Source organism: Mucilaginibacter gynuensis, from assembly GCF_039541195.1.
Classification (GTDB): domain Bacteria; phylum Bacteroidota; class Bacteroidia; order Sphingobacteriales; family Sphingobacteriaceae; genus Mucilaginibacter; species Mucilaginibacter gynuensis.
Window position 1 is genome coordinate 1 of sequence record NZ_BAABFT010000033.1, and the last position, 19,823, is coordinate 19,823.

General features: G+C 45.3%; 19 protein-coding genes. 11 read left to right on the forward strand and 8 right to left on the reverse strand.

Annotated features, from left to right (window positions below; all coding sequences use genetic code 11):
- Positions 1-181 precede the first annotated feature (181 nt).
- The gene (locus ABD894_RS27805; protein ID WP_345214377.1) at positions 182-790 is read left to right on the forward strand and encodes an alpha-ketoglutarate-dependent dioxygenase AlkB family protein; all 609 of its coding nucleotides are present in this window, start codon (positions 182-184) and stop codon (positions 788-790) included.
- A 12-nt stretch (positions 791-802) separates the two neighbouring features.
- Positions 803-1,276: a helix-hairpin-helix domain-containing protein gene (locus ABD894_RS27810; RefSeq protein ID WP_345214378.1), complete on the forward strand. Its 474-nt coding sequence runs from the start codon at positions 803-805 to the stop codon at positions 1,274-1,276.
- Positions 1,277-1,479: 203 nt separating this feature from the next.
- On the opposite strand, the gene ABD894_RS27815 is transcribed toward ABD894_RS27810, so the two are convergent.
- Positions 1,480-2,139 (reverse strand): flavodoxin family protein, encoded by a 660-nt coding sequence (locus ABD894_RS27815; protein WP_345214379.1) that lies wholly within the window; start codon positions 2,137-2,139, stop codon positions 1,480-1,482.
- Between the two features lie 155 nt (positions 2,140-2,294).
- Here ABD894_RS27815 and ABD894_RS27820 point away from each other — a divergent pair, with 155 nt between their 5' ends.
- The gene (locus tag ABD894_RS27820; RefSeq protein ID WP_345214380.1) at positions 2,295-2,888 is read left to right on the forward strand and encodes a 2OG-Fe(II) oxygenase; all 594 of its coding nucleotides are present in this window, start codon (positions 2,295-2,297) and stop codon (positions 2,886-2,888) included.
- 65 nt (positions 2,889-2,953) lie between these two features.
- On the opposite strand, the gene ABD894_RS27825 is transcribed toward ABD894_RS27820, so the two are convergent.
- Positions 2,954-4,735, reverse strand: a complete 1,782-nt coding sequence (locus tag ABD894_RS27825) for an alpha-L-fucosidase (RefSeq protein WP_345214381.1) — start codon at positions 4,733-4,735, stop codon at positions 2,954-2,956.
- Positions 4,736-4,996: 261 nt separating this feature from the next.
- Here ABD894_RS27825 and ABD894_RS27830 point away from each other — a divergent pair, with 261 nt between their 5' ends.
- Positions 4,997-6,187 carry a threonine synthase gene (locus tag ABD894_RS27830; protein ID WP_345214382.1) on the forward strand — a complete coding sequence of 397 codons (1,191 nt, stop codon included), beginning with the start codon at positions 4,997-4,999 and terminating at the stop codon, positions 6,185-6,187.
- On the opposite strand, the gene ABD894_RS27835 is transcribed toward ABD894_RS27830, so the two are convergent.
- A complete protein-coding gene (locus tag ABD894_RS27835) occupies positions 6,188-6,883 on the reverse strand; it encodes a molybdopterin-dependent oxidoreductase (RefSeq protein WP_345214383.1) in 696 nt (231 codons plus the stop codon).
- A gap of 77 nt (positions 6,884-6,960) precedes the next feature.
- Here ABD894_RS27835 and ABD894_RS27840 point away from each other — a divergent pair, with 77 nt between their 5' ends.
- A complete protein-coding gene (locus ABD894_RS27840; protein ID WP_345214384.1) occupies positions 6,961-8,004 on the forward strand; it encodes an Atu2307/SP_0267 family LLM class monooxygenase in 1,044 nt (347 codons plus the stop codon).
- Positions 8,005-8,027: 23 nt separating this feature from the next.
- A complete protein-coding gene (locus ABD894_RS27845) occupies positions 8,028-8,894 on the forward strand; it encodes a glycoside hydrolase family 16 protein (RefSeq protein WP_345214385.1) in 867 nt (288 codons plus the stop codon).
- A gap of 82 nt (positions 8,895-8,976) precedes the next feature.
- Here ABD894_RS27845 and ABD894_RS27850 read toward each other — a convergent pair whose 3' ends face one another.
- The 5 genes from ABD894_RS27850 to ABD894_RS27870 all read right to left on the reverse strand — a co-directional run bounded on the left by ABD894_RS27850 (position 8,977) and on the right by ABD894_RS27870 (position 14,386).
- A complete protein-coding gene (locus ABD894_RS27850) occupies positions 8,977-9,366 on the reverse strand; it encodes an RNA recognition motif domain-containing protein (RefSeq protein WP_345214386.1) in 390 nt (129 codons plus the stop codon).
- A 70-nt stretch (positions 9,367-9,436) separates the two neighbouring features.
- Positions 9,437-10,423 carry an AraC family transcriptional regulator gene (locus ABD894_RS27855; RefSeq protein ID WP_345214387.1) on the reverse strand — a complete coding sequence of 329 codons (987 nt, stop codon included), beginning with the start codon at positions 10,421-10,423 and terminating at the stop codon, positions 9,437-9,439.
- A gap of 132 nt (positions 10,424-10,555) precedes the next feature.
- Positions 10,556-11,311: an HmuY family protein gene (locus tag ABD894_RS27860; RefSeq protein WP_345214388.1), complete on the reverse strand. Its 756-nt coding sequence runs from the start codon at positions 11,309-11,311 to the stop codon at positions 10,556-10,558.
- Positions 11,312-11,346: 35 nt separating this feature from the next.
- Complete coding sequence (locus tag ABD894_RS27865; protein ID WP_345214389.1) at positions 11,347-12,018, reverse strand: HmuY family protein; 672 nt, start codon at positions 12,016-12,018, stop codon at positions 11,347-11,349.
- A gap of 13 nt (positions 12,019-12,031) precedes the next feature.
- Complete coding sequence (locus tag ABD894_RS27870; protein WP_345214390.1) at positions 12,032-14,386, reverse strand: TonB-dependent receptor; 2,355 nt, start codon at positions 14,384-14,386, stop codon at positions 12,032-12,034.
- A 320-nt stretch (positions 14,387-14,706) separates the two neighbouring features.
- Here ABD894_RS27870 and ABD894_RS27875 point away from each other — a divergent pair, with 320 nt between their 5' ends.
- From ABD894_RS27875 to ABD894_RS27895, 5 genes are read left to right on the forward strand one after another with little or no spacing between them, the layout of a single operon-like run.
- Complete coding sequence (locus tag ABD894_RS27875) at positions 14,707-15,264, forward strand: HmuY family protein (RefSeq protein WP_345214391.1); 558 nt, start codon at positions 14,707-14,709, stop codon at positions 15,262-15,264.
- 25 nt (positions 15,265-15,289) lie between these two features.
- On the forward strand, positions 15,290-16,120 hold the full coding sequence (locus ABD894_RS27880; protein WP_345214392.1) for a heme/hemin ABC transporter substrate-binding protein: 831 nt from the start codon (positions 15,290-15,292) through the stop codon (positions 16,118-16,120).
- A gap of 1 nt (position 16,121) precedes the next feature.
- Entirely contained in the window at positions 16,122-17,162 is a 1,041-nt protein-coding gene (locus tag ABD894_RS27885; RefSeq protein WP_345214393.1) for a FecCD family ABC transporter permease, read from the forward strand.
- A gap of 10 nt (positions 17,163-17,172) precedes the next feature.
- Positions 17,173-17,982, forward strand: coding sequence for a heme ABC transporter ATP-binding protein (locus ABD894_RS27890; protein WP_345214394.1), 810 nt, complete (start codon positions 17,173-17,175; stop codon positions 17,980-17,982).
- 2 nt (positions 17,983-17,984) lie between these two features.
- Positions 17,985-19,007, forward strand: coding sequence for a hemin-degrading factor (locus ABD894_RS27895; protein WP_345214395.1), 1,023 nt, complete (start codon positions 17,985-17,987; stop codon positions 19,005-19,007).
- Positions 19,008-19,823: the final 816 nt, after the last annotated feature.

Below are 19,823 nucleotides of genomic sequence, written 5' to 3' on the forward strand. Positions count from 1 at the left end.
TATTCGCACAGATCTTCTTTACTTTATTTAATAGTATGCACCCATCAACAACGTTTTGAACATTTGGACGGATATTGATAAGTTAATAATAATTGACCTCAACAGCCAATATTGTGCAACAGCCACTAACGTTAAAAAGAATTATAATTTACTAAATATTTTAGTAAATTTGATTTTAATAATGGAACAATTAAGCTTTTTTGGCGAGGCCGGACAAAGTGCAAACTTACCTGTGGAAGTACTGGATTATCATCCGGATATTTTTACGGCGCAGGAAAGCGCGTTCTTTTTGAAAACGTTTATAGCGACCATTCCGTGGGAACAACGGATAATCAGCATGTATGGCAAACCGGTTATTACACCAAGGCTTACTGCCTGGTACGGCGATACCAACAAAGATTACGCGTTTTCGGGGCATAAATTTAATCCCTTGCCGTGGACGGAGGAGCTGCTTAAAATAAAAGAGCGGATTGAGCCTTTAGCGAATACCCGCTTCAACAGTGTACTGCTGAATTATTACCGCGATGCCAATGATTCTGTAGCCTGGCATGCCGATGATGAAACAGAACTTGGCAAACAGCCGCTCATCGCTTCCGTTAGTTTCGGACAGGTACGGCAATTTGATATCAGGCACAAAGCCGATCATCAGCGCAAGTATGCCGTGAAACTTGAAAATGGATCGCTGCTTATAATGAAAGGCGATTTGCAGCATAACTGGGAACACCGCATAGCCAAATCAACAAAACCGATGAATGAACGCGTTAACCTTACTTTCAGGGTAATTATTTAAGAATAATAGCGTATGAAAAAGTCGATAGATCTTGAATTGAGTACAGAGGAAAAGCAATTACTGCGTAAGCAGAAAATCAAATTAAGCGAGCTGATCAACTACGCTCCAGATGAAATAGCTTCGATGATCGAGGCTTCGGAAGAAAGGGCGAAAGAGATTAATGCGTTAGTGGAGTTTCAAAGTATCCCATCGTTAGGTATCGGCTTTGCCAAAGAACTGATGGCGCAGGGATATTATTCGTTAGAACAGTTACGAGGGAAAGACGCCGTAGAATTATATAACGCCTACGAAAAGCACTGCGGTGCCTGGGCCGACCCATGCGTGGAGGATTCGTACCGCTTACTGGAGCATTACATAAAGCACCAAGACGACACCAAACGCTGGTGGCATTTCACCGCCGAACGCAAAGCCTACCGTGCGAAATATGGTTTTCCCGCCGACAGGCCTACGAAGCCCTGGTATGAGTTGCCGGAGTATAGTAAATAGGAACTAAACTCGTTCTCAAAATTTGTCATTTCTATGAGAAACGAAGAGAAACTACTCTCTTGAGCGATAGCGAAAAATCTTCTGCTACGGGCATGTAGCAAACATGCATGGCGAAGAATATCTCTCACTACGTTTCGAGATGACAAGGGAGACATTTAAGTCTGAAAAGCATAAGAGTTATCATACAGAGATATATGCATTTCCTACTGTTGATCACTCTCCTGTTTAGCCAATTCTTTCAGCATCTTTAAATTAGTATCTATTGGATTTGCTTTTAAAAGTTTAGCAAAATATACCAGGTTGGCTACCATGTACTGTAATGTGTAGTTGGTATAAAAATACTTTTCGCCTCCGGCTTCTACATAATCTTTATCGCCACCTGCAAGGCCTACCCAATAAGCATTTACATTTGGAGGGATGGTAAAACCGGCCTCCTGCATCGCCCACAGAAATTGCGCCGCGCTGGAATGTGCACCATCTTCATTACCCGTTATTAAACAACCGGCAACCTTGTTATAGGTAAAGTATTGCCCGGTTGATTCATCAGCCAGTTCGTCTTCATGGAATACGGCATCCAAACGCTCAATTACATGTTGCGCGGTGGAGGACAAATGCCCCATCCATATCGGGGAACCTACAATGAATATATCGCATTGCTTTATCTTATTCAATATGGCAGGCCATTCATCGCCATTACCCTCATCACTTGAAGTACCTGTTTTTACATCATAATCAACCAAACGGAGCTCTTCGGTTTGTACGCCATAGTTGTTTAGCAACCGGATAGCTTTATTAATGAGCGCGCCCGTATTAGAAAACGCCGGTGACGGTTTCAATGTGCAATTGATGAGTAATGCTTTCATAGTGTTTGCTTTCAAACTGGTTTGTTTGAAGTAAACACCGCGGCAGTGCTTTTGTTAGGGTTAAAAAGCCAGATAATAAACTCATGGTATCATGATAATAAAGACTACCTTGACGGCAAGCAGATACAACCATTTACGATTGTGCTTTGCGCTCTTTGGAAAAAACTTTTAATACCCTCATTGATAGTTTTATTGATGATGAGGTTGGCATAGCCGATAACTTTTTGAGCGCCGCGTTGGCTGCTCATCTCACCGATAATATTACTGCACTTTATCAGCATCAAAAATTATTAGCCGCAGGCACCGGTAACGGCAAATTGGTGGTACATGATCTGCTGGTACGCAGCGACAAAATTTACTGGCTCGACCGCAAGCATAATAATGTGCATGAGAATGCCTTTTTCGATTTGATGGACGAGTTTGTAAGCTACCTCAACAGTACTTGCTACACCGGCATCACCGGCTATGAATTTCACTATACGGTATACGAAAAGGGCAGCTTTTATAAAAAACACATCGACCAGTTTAAGCAAAACGGCAGCAGAAAGTACTCCATGATATTTTACCTTAATGCAGATTGGGTAACGGCCGATGGCGGCGAATTATGTCTGCATCATAAAGACAGCAAACAGTTTATTGCGCCCATGCTGGGTAAAAGCGTACTGTTTAAAAGTAACGAACTGGAACATGAAGTAATGCCCTGCACCAAACAACGCATCAGCATTACCGGCTGGCTAAAAGGCAATTAGCCAAACCTATATAAACAAAGGAAGGCGCCATGATGCGCCTTTCTTTGTTTACTCTGATACTGAAATTATCCCTTTGGCGATAGAACTATCTTGCGCACATTTACCGGGTTCCAGTTAGCCTGGTCGGCGGTAAGGCGAATGGTGTTCACACCTGTTTTATCTATCTTGATCTCACCGATCACTAATTTTTTGTAGTTATTGTAGCTGCCTGTTTTTTCAACCGCTTTTTGTACGGTTTGCGTACCGGCAACTATATTGATCTTAGCCGTTGAACTCGGTGTAGCCACCCATGTTTCTATTGAATAAGTCCCTGGTTTTTTAACCAATATTTGCCATGATGCCGATGCTTTCGGATCTGTCCAGTAACCGAGGTTCTGCTCATCGCCACCTTCCGAGTTCATTGATGACCCACCTTGCGCTGTGTGCAGATCGGCCAATCCCGGTTGTAATACAATGGAACCATCGGCTTCGGCGGTTTGTACAAAGGCATCAATTTGCGGTTTGCCTTTTACCTGTAGCTTCACAACGGTAGCCACTTCATCCAAAGCTGTAGCGGGTACTGTTAATACCACGCTGTTATCCTGCTTACCGGCCTTTAAAGTTTTGCCGTTGGCCAATAATTTGGCAGAAAGCACTTCGTTAGTTAAACCCGGTATTAACAGCTGACCATTTGCTGGCCAGTTATATACATGCAGGTAAATAGTGGTATTACCATTAGCAGCCGCTTTGGTAGTAGCCCTACCCCATGGCAATGCCTTAAACGGACTTGGCGTGGTAGCGTATATAGATTCATTGTTAACCTTCATCCATTTACCAATGGCTTCCAAACGCTCAACAATTGGCTGCGGGAATTTACCGCTTGGTTCAGGGCCAACATTCAGCAGGTAGTTACCGCCTTTTGACGCGGTTTCTATCAGGTTACGGATCAATGTTTTGCTTGATTTCCAGTTATGATCATTTACCTTAAAGCCCCAGGTATCGTTCATGGTCATACAGGTTTCCCATAAGCCTTTTATACCCGTAGCCGGAATATATTGCTCCGGGGTGAACAAATCACCTTTTACGTCGCCTCCTAATCTGTCGTTAGTAATAATTTGCGGTTGCATAGCCAGCAGCGGTAAAAACTTAGCTGCACGTTCTTTGGTCATATCGGTTGGTACATCCCACCACAGCTCGCAAACATCACCATAATTGGTTAATATTTCTTTCACCTGTGGTACGGCAACTTTATCAATATACTCGTCCATACTACCTTTTTGAGCATCATCCCAATGGCCGCGGGCAGCAGCGCCACCTTTGTTACCCCAGTCGTTAGCCTGCGAGTAGTAGAAACCCAGTTTCATACCATATTTGCGGCAAGCTTCGGCGAGCGGTTTTATCAGATCTTTACCGTAAGGTGTGGCCTTTACCACGTTCCAGTCGCTGGCCTTTGAATCAAACAGCGCGAAACCATCATGGTGCTTGGTAGTGATCACAATATATTTCATACCGGCAGCTTTCGCCATTTGCACCCATTGTTCAGGGTTATATTCGGTAGGGTTGAATTTTTTAGCGTAATCTTTATAGGTAGCTACCGGGATGCTTGCATCGTGCATAATCCACTCGCCCAGGCCCGGGATATCCTTGCCATTATACTGGCCTGCCGGGATAGTATAAACACCCCAGTGAATGAACATGCCGAAACGGGCTTTCTCCCACCAGCCTGTTCTTGAAGTGTCAACATGGGCATGTACCGCCGGTTTAGCGTGCGGTTTGATCTTATGATCTTTTGCCTGTAACGCGCTGGTGCAAACTAATGCAGAAACACCCAGCATAATTGTTTTAGCAGTGGTATTAATACTGATCATTGAATAATGGTAATTGGTTTATATCAAATCAAAGATAGCTTTGGCATTAATTTATCAATTTACTATTTTGTTAAATCATTAAACGATTTTGGCATCATCGTTTAAAAAGCACACTTAGCAAAGGCATATAATTTTTTATTTGCACAGTATTAGACAATAACGCAACAATATCAATAATCATTTGCTCATAACGGCCTTAGTTGATAACTTGGGGCTATAGTTGCAAGCGCTACAGCATACAGCTACAAATACTTTTATTAAATGACCGGCAACTTCAACCAACATAGATCGCTATTAGTAAACTTAAAATGCCCCGAGTGCGGTACGCTGCACGATGCCGGCAAATTAAACACCGTTTGCATCAACGATGATTGCCGGTCGACCCTGTTTGCGCAATATCATTTAAGTGAGGGATTAAGTAAAGATATTTTACAAGGCCGCAAGGCCAGCATGTGGCGCTACCGCGAACTACTGCCCGTTACTGATGCCAAAAACATAGTGAGCATGGGCGAAGGTTTTACGCCCATAATCCCCATTGAAAACCTAAAGCACGAAACCGGGGAGAACGAAGTATTTTGGAAAGATGAATCGGGCAACCCTACCGGCTCGTTTAAGGCACGGGGCATTGGCATGGCGGTTTCAAAAGCCAAAGAGTTAGGCATTAAGGCTATCGCTACCCCTACCGCAGGTAATGCAGGCGGCGCGCTGGCTGCTTATGCCGCACGTGCGGGTATAAAAGCCATTGTATACATGCCAAGGTTAACCCCAAAAGTATTTAAGGATGAATGCCGTTTGTACGGTGCCGAATTGCTGGAAGTTGACGGTAATATCAGCGACTGCGGGAAGCTCATCAACGAACATGCTTTGCTGAACCACTGGTTCCAGATCTCTACCCTGAAAGAACCTTACCGGTTAGAAGGCAAAAAGACCATGGGCTACGAAATAGCCGAGCAATTTAACTGGCAGGTACCCGATGTGATCTTATACCCTACCGGTGGCGGCACGGGTTTAATAGGTATATGGAAAGCCTTTGACGAGCTGGAACAATTAGGGTGGATAGGTAGCAAACGCCCTCGCATGGTGGCCGTACAATCTGAAAGCTGTAACGGTATTGTTAAAGCCTTTGAAACGGGCCTGCACACCGCCGCTTTTGTCGACGGTGGTTTTACCATTGCCAATGGTTTGCGTGTGCCCAAATCGTATGCCGATAAGGTGATATTGCGTTTATTGTATGCCAGCCATGGTTGCGCCATAAGTGTAAGCGATGCTGAAATGAATGCCGCCGTTAAGCAGATAGCCAAACACGAAGGCATGCTGATAGCACCCGAAGGCGCGGCGCTTTGGCAGGCCTACAAAAAACTAAAAGCCAGCCAATGGATAAAACCCGGCGAACAGGTGCTAATGATCAACACAGGGAGCGGTTATAAATACCTGGAAAACATCAGCATTTAATTAATCGCTGTAACGGTCGTTTCGCCAGGGGTAGGCGGTATTGGAGTAACCCCTGTCTTCCCAAAAACCGGGTTTATCGGCAGTTAAAAACTCAATACGTTTTATCCATTTGGAGCCCTTCCAGGCGTAAAGCTGCGGGGTTATCATGCGCACGGGGCCACCATGCTCTTTTTGCAAGGGTTGTCCCTCAAAGGTATGCACCAGTAAAACATCGGGCTTCAGGGCTTCTTCTAACGACAGGTTGGTGGTATAGGTATCGTATCCGTAGCAAAGTATGTGCGTAGCGTTCTCGTTAGGGTGAACTAATGCAGCCAGATCTATCAGGCTTACACCTTTCCAGTGCATGTTCAGTTTTGACCATGTGGTAACGCAATGAAAATCTGACGTATCCTTAGTTTGTGGCAAGGCCATAAAATCTTTCCAGCTCAGGCGTACCGGGTTTTCAACTGCGCCGTCAATGGTGAGCCGCCAGCGTTCCTGCGGAACATCGGGTTGATAACCCAGATCGAGCACCGGCCATTTAACGGTAGCCGTTTGCCCTATCGGGATGCTGGGCATGCCATGCCTGTTGGGTTTACCCAATCCTTTCGGCGTATCATCAGCCACGGATGGCGTCAGTTTCATCTTCTCTTCAAAACGGGCCTTCAGTTTCATGCGGGCCTCAATTATCCGGTTCAGTTTTTCAGGTTCTTCCATAAGTTAAATTTACCTATTTTGTTATATTAAAACACATTCAACTACCCTAAACTGTTTACTTTTACGCAAACTAAATTATGGAATTAGGCATAAGCACATTTGGCGAGGTTACACCCGACGGCAAAGCAGGTAACGCCGTTAACGCTCACGAGCGGGTACAGCAATTATTAGAAGAAGTAAAACTTGCCGATGAGGTTGGGCTTGATGTATTTGCCTTCGGCGAACATCATCGCCCCGATTTTGTGGTATCGGCACCTGAAGTATTTATGGCGGCAGCAGCGGCTATCACCAAAAACATTCACTTGTCCAGTTCGGTAACTGTACTTAGCTCTGCCGATCCGGTGCGTACCTTTCAAAACTTTGCCACGGTAGACCTGATCTCCGGCGGACGTGCCGAGATGATCGCGGGGCGTGGATCGTTCATTGAATCGTTTCCGCTATTTGGCTATGATCTGGATGATTACGACGCCCTCTTCACCGAAAAACTGGAGATGCTTTTAGAAATAGGCAAACAGGAAGTTATCTCCTGGGAAGGTAAATTCCGTGCACCTATCAGGCAGCAGGGCATATATCCTCGCCCTTATCAATCGGCCATACCCGTGTGGCTTGGCGTTGGCGGCACACCAGCATCGGCCAAGCGGGCCGGGCGCATGAACCTGCCGATGATCATCGCTATACTGGGCAGCGCGCCAAAGCATTTTGTATCGTTTGTTGAGCTATACCGCGAATCGGCAGAGAAAGCCGGGCACGATGTGAGTAAATTGCAACTGGGCATCAGCTCCCAATTTTTTGTTGCTGAAGATTCGGCACAGGCTGCCGACGAATTTTATCCATCCTACGAGGCGCTGATGAACCGGGTTGGTAAAGATCGTGGCTGGTCGCCTATGAGTCGTGAGCAGTTTGAATGGCTGCGTAAAGATGGCCCGTTAGTAGTAGGCAATGTACAGCAGGCGGTTGATAAAATTATGCAGCAATACGAACTGTTCGGCAATACCCGTTTCCTGGCTCAACTTGTAACCGGGCACACCCCGCATGCTAAAATATTGAAAGCTATTGAAATATTCGGCACACAGGTAGCACCCATTATACGTAAGGAAACCAATACCGTAAAATCTGTTTAAACCAAGCATACATCACGCTTAAAATGAAACCTAAAAAATACAAATACGGCTGCGCAATTGCCGTGTTAAGCATTTTTGCTTTATCGCAAACAGGCACCGCCCAAAAAGTAGCAACAGCCATAAACCCGAAAGATAACGTAGTGTTTTTCGACGACTTTAACGGCAAAAACCTTGACCGTACCAAATGGAACGCGGAAGTTACCGGCATGCACGTAAACAACGAGTTACAGGCTTATGTTGATTCATCGGCGACTATATACGTTGAGAACGGCAATTTGGTATTGAGGCCGATAGCATCGCCTAATTTTAAAACTAATGACGGGCAAACATTCAACTTTATATCGGGCCGCATCAATACCAAAAACAAGTTTGATTTTACTTACGGCACTGCCGAAGCACGAATAAAGGTAACCGATGGCGCAGGTTTATGGCCTGCCTGGTGGATGCTGGGCAACGGCGCATGGCCCGAATGTGGTGAAATTGATATAATGGAATACGTGGGCGAAAAAGATTGGGCAAGCGCGGCCGTACATGGCCCCGGTTACAGCGGCGAAACACCCTTTGTAAACCGCCAATACTTCCCGGCTAATAATGATGCTACCCAATGGCATACCTACGCGGTAGACTGGACACCCGACGAACTCTTATTTAAATACGATGGCATACTGATGTTTCGTGTGAACCGCAAAATGGCTGAACATTATGGCAAGTGGGCTTTTGACAATAAGAAATACCTGATACTGAATTATGCCCTCGGCGGCGCTTACCCGATAAAGCTGAATGGTAATAAAGCGCCATACTTTGGCCTGCCCGATACGAGCGTTGAAATGGTAAAGAATAAACAGGCAAAAATGTGGGTAGATTGGGTGAAGGTTACCCAACGGAAATAAACCGACAGCAAATACAATACATATTCAAGCCCGGCTTAATCAATAAGCCGGGCTTGTTTTTTGCACTTACGTGCGATATATCTTACAAACGTTTTCTCGGGCGTTTTTTCTTTTCGCCGGAGGCATCACTATTGCTATAGCTACCCGGTTTGGTATAGCCAGCCTTGGTGAATTTTGGCTTGTTGTATGTTTTGTTTGCACGCGGAGCAGGTTTAACAGGAGGCGGGTTTTTGTTATCGGCAATACGTACGCTTAGTGTACGTTCATCAATAGTAGCGCCGTCAAGGGCCGCGATAGCACGATCGGCACCTGCCTGATCGGTCATGGTGATGAAACCATACCCGGCACTTACATTAGTTTCCTGATCGCGAATAATGGTTACGGTACCAATTGTACCATAAGCAGCGAACAATTCCAAAAGCTCAAGCTCGTCCATATCCCGGGGGAAACCGACAGCAAATAATTTGACCATGCTACAAAGGTATCAAAATAGCAATCCCTTCGCAAGTTGTAATTAATTGATCAAAACGCATTTTCACAACTTAATGCCTTATTTCGCTGGGCAGTATGCCAAAATATTTTTTAAAAGCTTCTGAAAGGTGCGATTGATGCTTAAAACCTACCTCATAAGTTACTTCACGGATGGTTTTTTTCTGATCGATGATCAAATGACGGGCCTTTTCCATTTTTAAACGGGTTACATAACCATAAATGGTGATACCATAGTAGGCTTTGAAGCCACGCTTTAGTTTAAACTCATTTAAACCCACCATTCGCGACAGCACCGGCAATACCGGCGGATTGGCGTAATCCTGGTCGAGAATATCACGGGCCTGCTCAATCTTCTCCTGCTCCAGATCGGTAAACGTACGGATTTCCTGGTGCTGGTCGTTTTGCATCTGCTCCATTTGCAGCATCAGCAATTCAAGCACCTTGGCTTCAGTGTGCAGGCGTTTGAGTTCACCTGTTTTTTTACACTCCAATATATCGTTAATGAGCTGCTTCATCTCGTGCGATACCAGCAAGTCTTTAGCCGAAATAGAGGTATACTTTCCGTTCTTGATCTCCTCCACAAAATCGGCATGCAGCACCGAATCCTGGTTAATGAGGTGGAAGTAATACTCTTTTGACAGCACCACCAAAAAATAATTATACTCCACAACGGGCGAAAGCTCATACTTACCCGAAAGCGATGGAATGTACCTGATATTATGCCTCGCCCCCGCACGCGATCTTTTACCTTTACCGGCATCATCACTTGCGGGCGCGTTTTCGTAAAAGATGAATTGCGAGGTAACGGTTTCGCCTTCTATTTCAAAAAGGATTTTAGCAGGCTCATCAAACTGCATTTTGGCGTGCATCAAAAACAAACCTCCCGAACTGATAGTATAATTACTGAACTGGTGTACAGGCGGGCGCTTAATGGTCATACGCTTTTCGGCCAGCGGCGTTTGGGCGTTATAACCATCGGGCAGCTCTTCTATAAAAAGCCAGTCCTCAAAACTTTCAATTTTCGATTTGATGTGCATTTCCTGTATTCAACTATGCAAATATGTACAATTGGTGCCTGCTGCACCCTATGGCCTAAAACAACACATAGGGTGGCAGGTCTTTTGGTCGTATTCTTATATTAAACGTGATCCCGGTTTAGGTAAGGTCACTTACTTTATTTCAAACTTGGTGCTGCCTTTAGGCACTATCACATACTCAAAAGTAAAGTACATGTGCGGTGTATCCCTAAACCACAGATCTGGCGTAAAGGCATCCTTATAGCAGCTGATCATTTTTATTTTAGCATAATTCCCTTTAGCGGTACGTACAACAACGGTACGTTCATCGGGCATGGCATAGGCTACGTGCATTTTATTGAAGCTGCCATCACCTTTAATAGTTCCGCTAAAATCATACAGGTACCAGCCGGTCCCTTCACCAAAAGCACCCAGGTCATCAGTACCTATTAATTTCGAGGTAGAAAACTCAGCGTCGGCAGGCACATCGGTTACTTCATTAAATGGCTTTTTGAAAATTACTATACCACCTAAGCCATTGGCGCCATAACCGCTGTTCTTATCATCCTTACCATTGTTTGAACCTAAAAAGCTGTTATATAAACCGGTAAAAGTAATATCCCAGCGAATGGTTTTTACATACTCCACGGGTGTTTGCTCTTTATTTTCTAAACTGAAATAAACGGTAGGCGGCGGTGTTGTGGGGGCACTGTCATCGGCGGGCGCTAAAAAGTTCTCTACCCTTTGCAGTTTATAAAACGGCACTTTGCCTGCCGTAACAGGGGTGTGTATTCCGGTTTCTTTATCGGGTTCAGGTGTATTATTCTCTTTACTGCAAGCTGTAAAAAGCAGTGCAGCAACAGCTATTGAACACAGCCATTTCAAGTTGTTTTTTATAGTTGATGTCATATCATTAATGAGTTAATATAAATTTCAAATAAGGTTTAGTCTTTAGTGCTTAGGTTTCGGCTACCATCCAGTTGTACATAGTACCTGAAGGTAAAATATGGGGCAGGCCAGTTCAAATCAGTTACCACGGCAGGCGCGCCTTTGTACATGCTCACCAGTTCCAGCTTAGCGTACCGGCCTTCGGCAGTGCGTAATACATAGGTGCGGTTTTTAACAGGGATAGCGAGGTGGGTATTCAAATCGTAAAAATACCAGCCGTTGCCATTGCCGCTGTCCCACCCTGCCGCTGTGATAGCGTTCTTAGCGAAATCTTCATCTGACGGCGCGGTAGTAACTTTATCATAAGCCTGGTTTACCGCTACCATAGCGCCTTGCCCCGGTCCGCCATTGCCAAAACTGCCATCATCGGTACCGTTATTGATAGATACATAAGAGTTATACTCCTTTGCGAAGGCGATATCCCATTCGGTGGTTTTCTTTTTGGCGGTATCCACTTTAGCGCCTGTGCTTAGCTTAAAGTAAAAAGGCGCAAACGGGCGGCCGCTGCCTACCGTATTACCTACATCACCGGGCAGATCCTTGATGATCACGCTTTTGCCGTCTTCCAGCTGAGGCTTTACTTCGTCTTTGGTACATGATGACACCGTTGCCATTGTAGCGATGGCAAACACTATCATTTTTAAAGTTTTATATAAATTACGCTTCATAGTCATTATCAATTTATTGGTTATGGAAAAACCTGTAGTTAAGGCTTAGCAACACTACCCTGCCCGATTGCGCGGGCATCAGCATATCGCGATAGTTCAAAATATTATCTACCGTTACCTGCACGGCAAAGTGCTTGTTCATCAATGTTTTTTGGATGGCGGCGTTGAGCAGGTAGTAGCCCGAAACATAGGTATCAAAAGGATCGAGGAAACCGTTTGAGCGCCCTGCCTCCATAAAGCCATATTTTCCGCGATAGTTTACCCTGAAAGATGCCGTAATCCCTCTTGGTTCGTACTCGTAACTTAACCTGATATTGGCCATGTGGCGCGAACGATTGGTAAGGCCGAAATAATCTGCCGTTGTAGAACGTCTGTCGTTGCTGATGTTTACATCGTAAACGTTAGCATAGTTGCCTGTACCCGCTTTTATAGAATCAATTACGCCCCTATCTTTAGCGTAGAGTAACTGATAACCTGCCGATACGGTCAATCCCTTTGTCGCTTTTACAGTTAGCCCCACATCAGCACCTGTAAGAAAAGCCCTGTCGATATTAAAATAAGAAAACACCTGCTGACCATTGGTTTTAGATGCCACCTGCTCGGTATTGATGAAATTGCGCACGTTGTTGTAAAACCCGTTTACATCAAGCTTGAAGCGGGTGCCGGGTGCAAAGCTAAAACCCGCGCTGTACGAGGTAGATCGTTCCGGCTTTAAGCCGCCTACCTTTGCAGCGTTAGGAAACACACGTGATATTTCGCCTGCATCCTGTAGCTTTTTAAGTTCGGTTGTAAATTCTTCGGTACCTAATACGGTATATCCGCCACCGGCGAAATTGGTAAACACGAGATAAAGCTGCCTGAAATCGGGTGTTTTAAAACCTGTAGATACCGCCGCCCTAAGCGTGAGCGATTTTACAAGCTGATAATTCACCCCAAAACTTGGCGTAACGCTACCGCCGTAACGACTGTGTCGCTCAAGGCGTGCACCGCCTATAAAACCAAGTTTGTTCGTTACTTTCCAATCGCCCTGGGTATACAAAAATGTATTCTGCTGATGCTTGCCGCCTGTATACAGGTCGTTATCCATAGTTTCGTATTGTGTACCAGCACCAGCGGTAATCAGCAGATTATTAAACCATGTTTGTGATGCCTGCAATTCGGCACGGTGAAGGTATTGCGTAAAATTACTGCCGGGAATGGTAAAGCCTTCGGTAAGATTGGTTATGTTTTGCCCTGTAGCATAACGGGTTAAATAGTATTGCGATTTAATACGCACCCCGCTTTTAAAATTGCTGTTCAGTACTGCCGACGCGTTGAGGTCATTCTCTTTCAATACATCGCGGGTTGGGTCGCCGCTGTAAGATTTATTATTGTCAGACCGTCGCGAAGCAAATCTGCCTGTAATATTCAGCGAGTTAACATCGCTTAACAAATATTTGGCACGCCCCTGTATGGTATAGCTGCTATATGGTGGCACAGTTTTGCCTTCGCTTAAGTATGGGTTTGAATTGAAACCGTCGGTACGGTAATAATTTCCGGCCAGGTAACCCGATCCCCTGCCATTTGCAAACGGACTTTCGCCTTCCAGGTTAGCATCAACCATATTGAAACTGCCATAACGGATGCCCGCCAAACCTTGCGCCTGCGATATATGCTGCCGGGTAACTATATTCACCACACCGGCCATGGCCTCGCTGCCGAACAGGCAGGACGAAGCACCTTTTATAATTTCGATCCTTTCGATATTGGCTACCGTAATACGCGACAGATCGAAATTGCCCGAATTGCGGCCCGTCATTGGCTGACCGTCTATCAGTATCATGGTATAGCCGCTATCAAAACCCTGCATTTGCAAACCCACAGCGCGCGCGCCCGCGCCAATGTCGCTTACTATGGCCAGCCCGGTTTGTTCTCTTAGTACTTCATCTAACCGGCGGCTACCCATTTCTTCAATTTGTTTACGGGTAATTACAGTTGATGGCATTGGCGTGCGTTGCAAATCGATCAGGTTATCAGGATTGTAATGTTTGCCCGTAATGCCAACCTCGGTTAAGGTGTTTACATCGGTTTCAATATTGACGGGGAGTATAGTTTGCTGATTATCGCGAATGGTAGTTTTGAGCATTGCCGGTTTATAACCTATAGCGCTTACACGAACATTGTACGCACCCGCTTTCAGCTTTTCAATAGTGTACTGCCCTTTCGCGTTGGTTGATGCGCCCTGCCCTGTTTGTATCAGTATAATGGCTACCCCTTCAACAGCATTCCCCTTATCATCGGTAACCGTTCCGCTTAAGCGGCCGGTTATTTGGGCGTAGGTAAGAGATGAATAGAACAGCATGATGATAAGCGGTAAAAAGCGTTTCATTAATAATCAGTCTTCTTATTTTTAAACAGTCTAAATAAGAACAGAACAAAAGTGCTTAGTTTAATCGATAGTTTATTACCGAAATCGGGATTATTTTTTATGACTTTGGGAGCATTATTTGCGGAAAATTGAAGAAAAACAGCCTGAATAAAGCTTCAAATCAGCATCGAATAAAATTATAAACAACTAAATACAAGCCAATTAAAACACCATCATTTACCATCACACTCCATTACTGACATCGTGTTTGACATAGCCCGATTTCATAAATGTTACATATCTTATTTGGAATGCTTATAAATAAGGAGTTCATTTGTACCATGAAATCCACACACCCCTCTCTCCATTACATAATTATTTTAACTATAGCGATTCTGTTCAGTAACAACAGCAACGTATTTGCCCAGAGTGGCAACGATAGCATCAAGATAGCAAACGACATTCCGGCGGCTACCAAAAAGGCTTATTACAGTATTGATAAGCACGCCATTGTTGATGGTGCTGATACCGCAGGCAAAAACTGGGATTTAGCCTTTTTTAAAACTGCAGTATGGGTAAACAGCGGCGTAAGCGGCACCGGCAGCACAACCGCTCTTGTATTGAAGAATGTAAAATTCGACGATATTAAGCAGGCACCGGCAACCGGTTATCAGTCCGACTCGGCAACGCAAAAGGCTATTCCGCAAGGTAGCGGCAACGGCTGGTATGCTTATGATATGAACACTCATACTATCACCCCGGTACCCGGCCGTGTAATTATTTTACATACCGCATCAGGCAAATATGTTAAGCTTGAAGTGCTCAACTACTACAAGAACGGCGATGGCGACCCAAGTCATTACACTTTCCGCTACGCCTTTATTGAACCCGCTAAATAAGCACAATACATACCCCTGTTAATCCATGAAAAAATTAATCTGTCTGCTTACCGTTTGCCTTGCTTTTGCCATTGGTGCAAAGGCCGCATCGCCTAAGCGTATCATAACCCTTAGCGGAGCCTTGACCGAAACTGTCGACGCGCTTGGCTTTGGAAAAAACATTGTCGCGGTTGATGTAACCAGCACATACCCCGCGTATGCCAACCAGTTACCCAAAGTGAGCAAAAGCCGTTCGGTATCTGCCGAAGGACTTATCTCTTTCAGCCCCGAGCTGGTACTGGCGCCCGAGGGCTCGGTATCAAAAGAAATTGAATCGCAGTTAACCGCGGCAGGTATTAAATTGGTGAGCATCAAGCAAACCTATACCGTTGCCGGCTCTTACGATTTTATACGCGATGTAGCCGCTGCCTTGCAGGCACAAGCTAAAGGTGCGGCACTCATCAAACAATCAAAAACGAAAATAGATAATGCTGTTGCCGCCGCTAAAAAAGCGAAGAAGAATACCAAAGTATTGTTCATTTATGCCCGTGGACCGGGTGTAATGATGGTGGCCGGTAAAAATACCAGCATTGATGGCATTATTACTCTTGCTGGAGGCACCAACGCCGTAACCAACTTTAACGATTTTAAGCCCTATACCACCGAAGCATTGGTACAAGCTAACCCGGATATTATTTTGATGTTCGATTTTGGTTTCAGCAGCCTTGGCGGTATGGATAGCATACTTAAAATACCCGGTATGGAGCAAACCAAAGCGGGCAAAAATAAACGTATTGTACAAATGGATGGCGGTTTACTTACCAACTTTAGTGTAAGGCTCGATCAGGCTATTGTACAACTGCATAACAAGCTATAGTATGCCCAAAGGGATCATTTATGCTGTTTTGGTTATCGCTTTAATTTTGGCCGGGGCTTTTTCTGTTGGGTTGGGTGCTGTAAGTATCCCGGTGCCCGAGGTGTTCGCGTTACTGCTGCACAAAGCAGGCATTCGTAACATAGCCAATGTAAACGAGCAGCACCAGGTTATTATTTTTATTGTGCGCATGCCACGCCTGTTGCTGGCCATTTTGGTTGGCGCTGCGCTGGGTATCTCGGGGGCTTCTATACAAGGCATATTCCGTAACCCACTGGCAGAACCGGGATTGGTGGGCATTTCTGCCGGTGCTTCGCTGATGGCGGTGGCCGTTATCGGTTTAGAAACCACCTTTCTTGCAGGGTTGAGCAATGTTTTAGGTTATTATTTACTGGCGTTCGCGGCCTTTGCAGGCGCGGGTATAACAGCATTCATCATTTACCAACTTTCGCGGCACGATGGTAAACCCAATGTGGCAACCATGCTGCTGGCCGGTATAGCTATAAACGCACTTGCCGGGGCTTTAACGGGGCTAATCACTTATTTATCCAGCGAACAACAGTTACGTAATATCACTTTCTGGATGCTGGGCAGTTTGGGTGGCGCCACATGGCAAACCGTTACCACGCTGACACCGTTCGTGATGATACCGGTTTTATTGCTTCCAAGATCGGGCAAGGCATTGAACGCTTTTTCGTTGGGTGAAATTCAGGCTGATTATCTTGGGCTAAATGTTAACCGTATTAAACGCAATGTTATCCTGCTATCAACCATGGCCATTGGTTCGGCGGTATCATTAACGGGTATTATCAACTTTGTAGGCTTGCTGGTACCGCATATTGTACGCATGGTAATCGGGGTTGATAATAAGCATGTGCTGCCGGCATCTGCATTAACCGGTGCCTTGATGATGGTGGTAGCCGATATTATATCGCGTACTATCATCGCCCCTATTGAATTGCCCATCGGTGTGATCACCGCGCTGATAGGGGCGCCGGTATTTTTGTATATCCTGGTACGCGATAAACGTAAACTATCTATTTAACCCGATAACGATGCTAACAGTTAAAAACATAAGCTATCAGATTGGTCCGCATAAATTGGTGAAGGATATCTCTTTCAGCATAAAACCGGGCGAACTGATCGCTATACTGGGTTCAAACGGGGCAGGTAAATCGTCTTTATTAAAATTACTTGCGGGCACATACAAACCAAATGAAGGCACAATCCATTTCAACGGACAGCCGTTATCAAAGTACAGCGCGTTGGAGTTGGCTAAGATGCGTGCGGTGTTAAGTCAGCAAAATGTGGTGAGCCTGCCATTTAACGTACAGGAGATAGTGATGATGGGCAGGTACCCGCATTTTAATAATCATCCGTCTGCCCACGACCATAGTATTGTAAATACCGTAATGGAGGCTACAGGCGTATTATCGCTTGCCGGGAGATCGTACCTCACCCTATCGGGCGGAGAACAGCAGCGGGCTCAATTATCGCGCGCACTGGCACAAATATGGGAAAACGAGCATGCTTTATTACTGATGGACGAACCGGTATCGGGCATGGACATACTTTATCAGCAGCAAACGCTGGCCATATTAAAGGCCATGACACAGAAAAAGTTTATGGTGATCAGCGTGCTGCACGACATGAACCTTGCCTCGCAATATGCCGACAGGATAATTATGCTGAAGAACGGCCGCAAGTGGTACGATGGCACCGCAGCCGAAGTATTGAACCCCAAATCGGTATATGAAATCTTCGAGATAGAATCGGACACGTTCACTAACCCGACAACGCTTAAACAGATCATTATGCCGCGCGAAATTATTTACGACAACAACAAACCCCCTTTAAGTACATAAATATGGAAACTACTATCAACGCCCTAAAAGAACGTTATCAGGAATATAAACTGGCCAACCCTAAAAAGCGCATCCGCGAAATAGCTGCCGACCTTGCAGTAAGCGAAGCAGAATTACTGGCCACCGGTTTAGGCGAAACCGTTACCCTGCTAAAGAAAGATTTTGAGAACCTGCTGAAACAGATCAACTCGTTAGGTTATGTAATGGCATTAACCCGTAACGAATACTGTGTAAGCGAGCGCAAAGGCGTTTACGAAAAGGTATCATTTTCCCCGCATGCCGGTTTGGTTTTGGGCGAGGATATTGACCTGCGTATGTTTATGCAGTACTGGCATTTTGGTTTCGCGGTAAATGAGAACGACCGTTACAGCCTGCAATTCTTCGATCAATCGGGCGTGGCCATACACAAAATATACCTGACTGATAAAAGCGACAAAGCCGCTTACGATGAGCTGGCAGCCGCTTACAAAGATGAAGAGAACAACGGCATAAGCACCACTGTCTCAAACAGAACAGTCCCTGCCGAATTGCCCGATGAAGCTATTGAAAAAGAAGCCTTCGGCGAAGCCTGGAAAGCAATACAGGACAGCCACGAGTTTTTTGGATTGCTGCGCAAGTACAAATTGACCCGCACACAGGCATTGCGCTTATCGCCGGAAGGTTATGCCAAAGAGATAGATGTAGAAAAGGCCAAAAACATATTCGAGCAATGTTCGGCACAGCAAATCCCGGTGATGATATTTGTGGGTAATCACGGTTGTATCCAGATCCATAGCGGTAATATCACCAAACTGGTTACTATGGGGCCATGGTACAACGTACTCGATCCTGAATTTAACCTGCACCTGCGCGAAGACGCCATAGCAGCGGCATGGCACGTAGTAAAACCATCAACCGACGGCGACGTAAATTCGATAGAACTTTTCGACAAAGACGGAGAAATGATCCTCCAAATGTTCGGCAAACGCAAACCCGGCATCCCGGAACTCACAGAATGGAGAGCACTGGTTAACGAGAGTGTTTAAGTAAAAAACGAAGGCCCTTTTGAATTTCTCAAAAGGGCCTTCGTTTTTACCAGGAAGTTCAAATATGAGTGTAATTTTTGTGTGAAATCCAGGCAAATCGAAACTTAATATTTAAAGATTTAGATAATGCATGGCCTGTCACCCTGAGCTTGTCGAAGGGTGCGTGGATGATGGCCTCTGCGCACGATCCTTAGACAAGCTCAGGATGACCCGATACAAACATCAACTTGCGCTCGTTTTCAACGAGTGGATAACATGGCAGAGCGATCGCATCGTGAAAAAGCGTCGCAGACGCTAACCCAGTTTAAGCACTCGTTGAAAACGAGCGCAAGATTTCCCTTCCCGTCAGCAAAGAGCTTCGGGCGAAAACAGGCAGAACTGTGGTGGCCACGAGCGAAAAGGCGGGCATAGGAACTTGTTGCATGTGGGGTGGAAGTGAGCGCTGGGGAAAAAATTCCAGCCCTAAGTTCTGACTGTTTTGCAGGGGTATGGCCTTGTGCGGCAAAGAAGCCTTTTGCTGGACAAGGGTTTATTCGTTGTTGGTTTGTTTTTAAAGGTACTCATGAGATCGCTTCGCTTAGTCTGTTACTTTTGCCCTCAAAAGTAATGGGGCTCTGTGCCCAAGAGCAGATTGACGTTAATTATAGCGCAAGCTTAACCTAAGTAGAGATTGCTTCGTGCCTCGCATTTGTAAGGGTTTATTAATTCGAGGACAGATTAGTTGATTTATGATTTGTTGTTTAGGGTGATCATATCGATAGGTTTTTTACCTCCGATCCCCTGATGGGGTCTTTCCCAGTTATAGTACACCAGGTA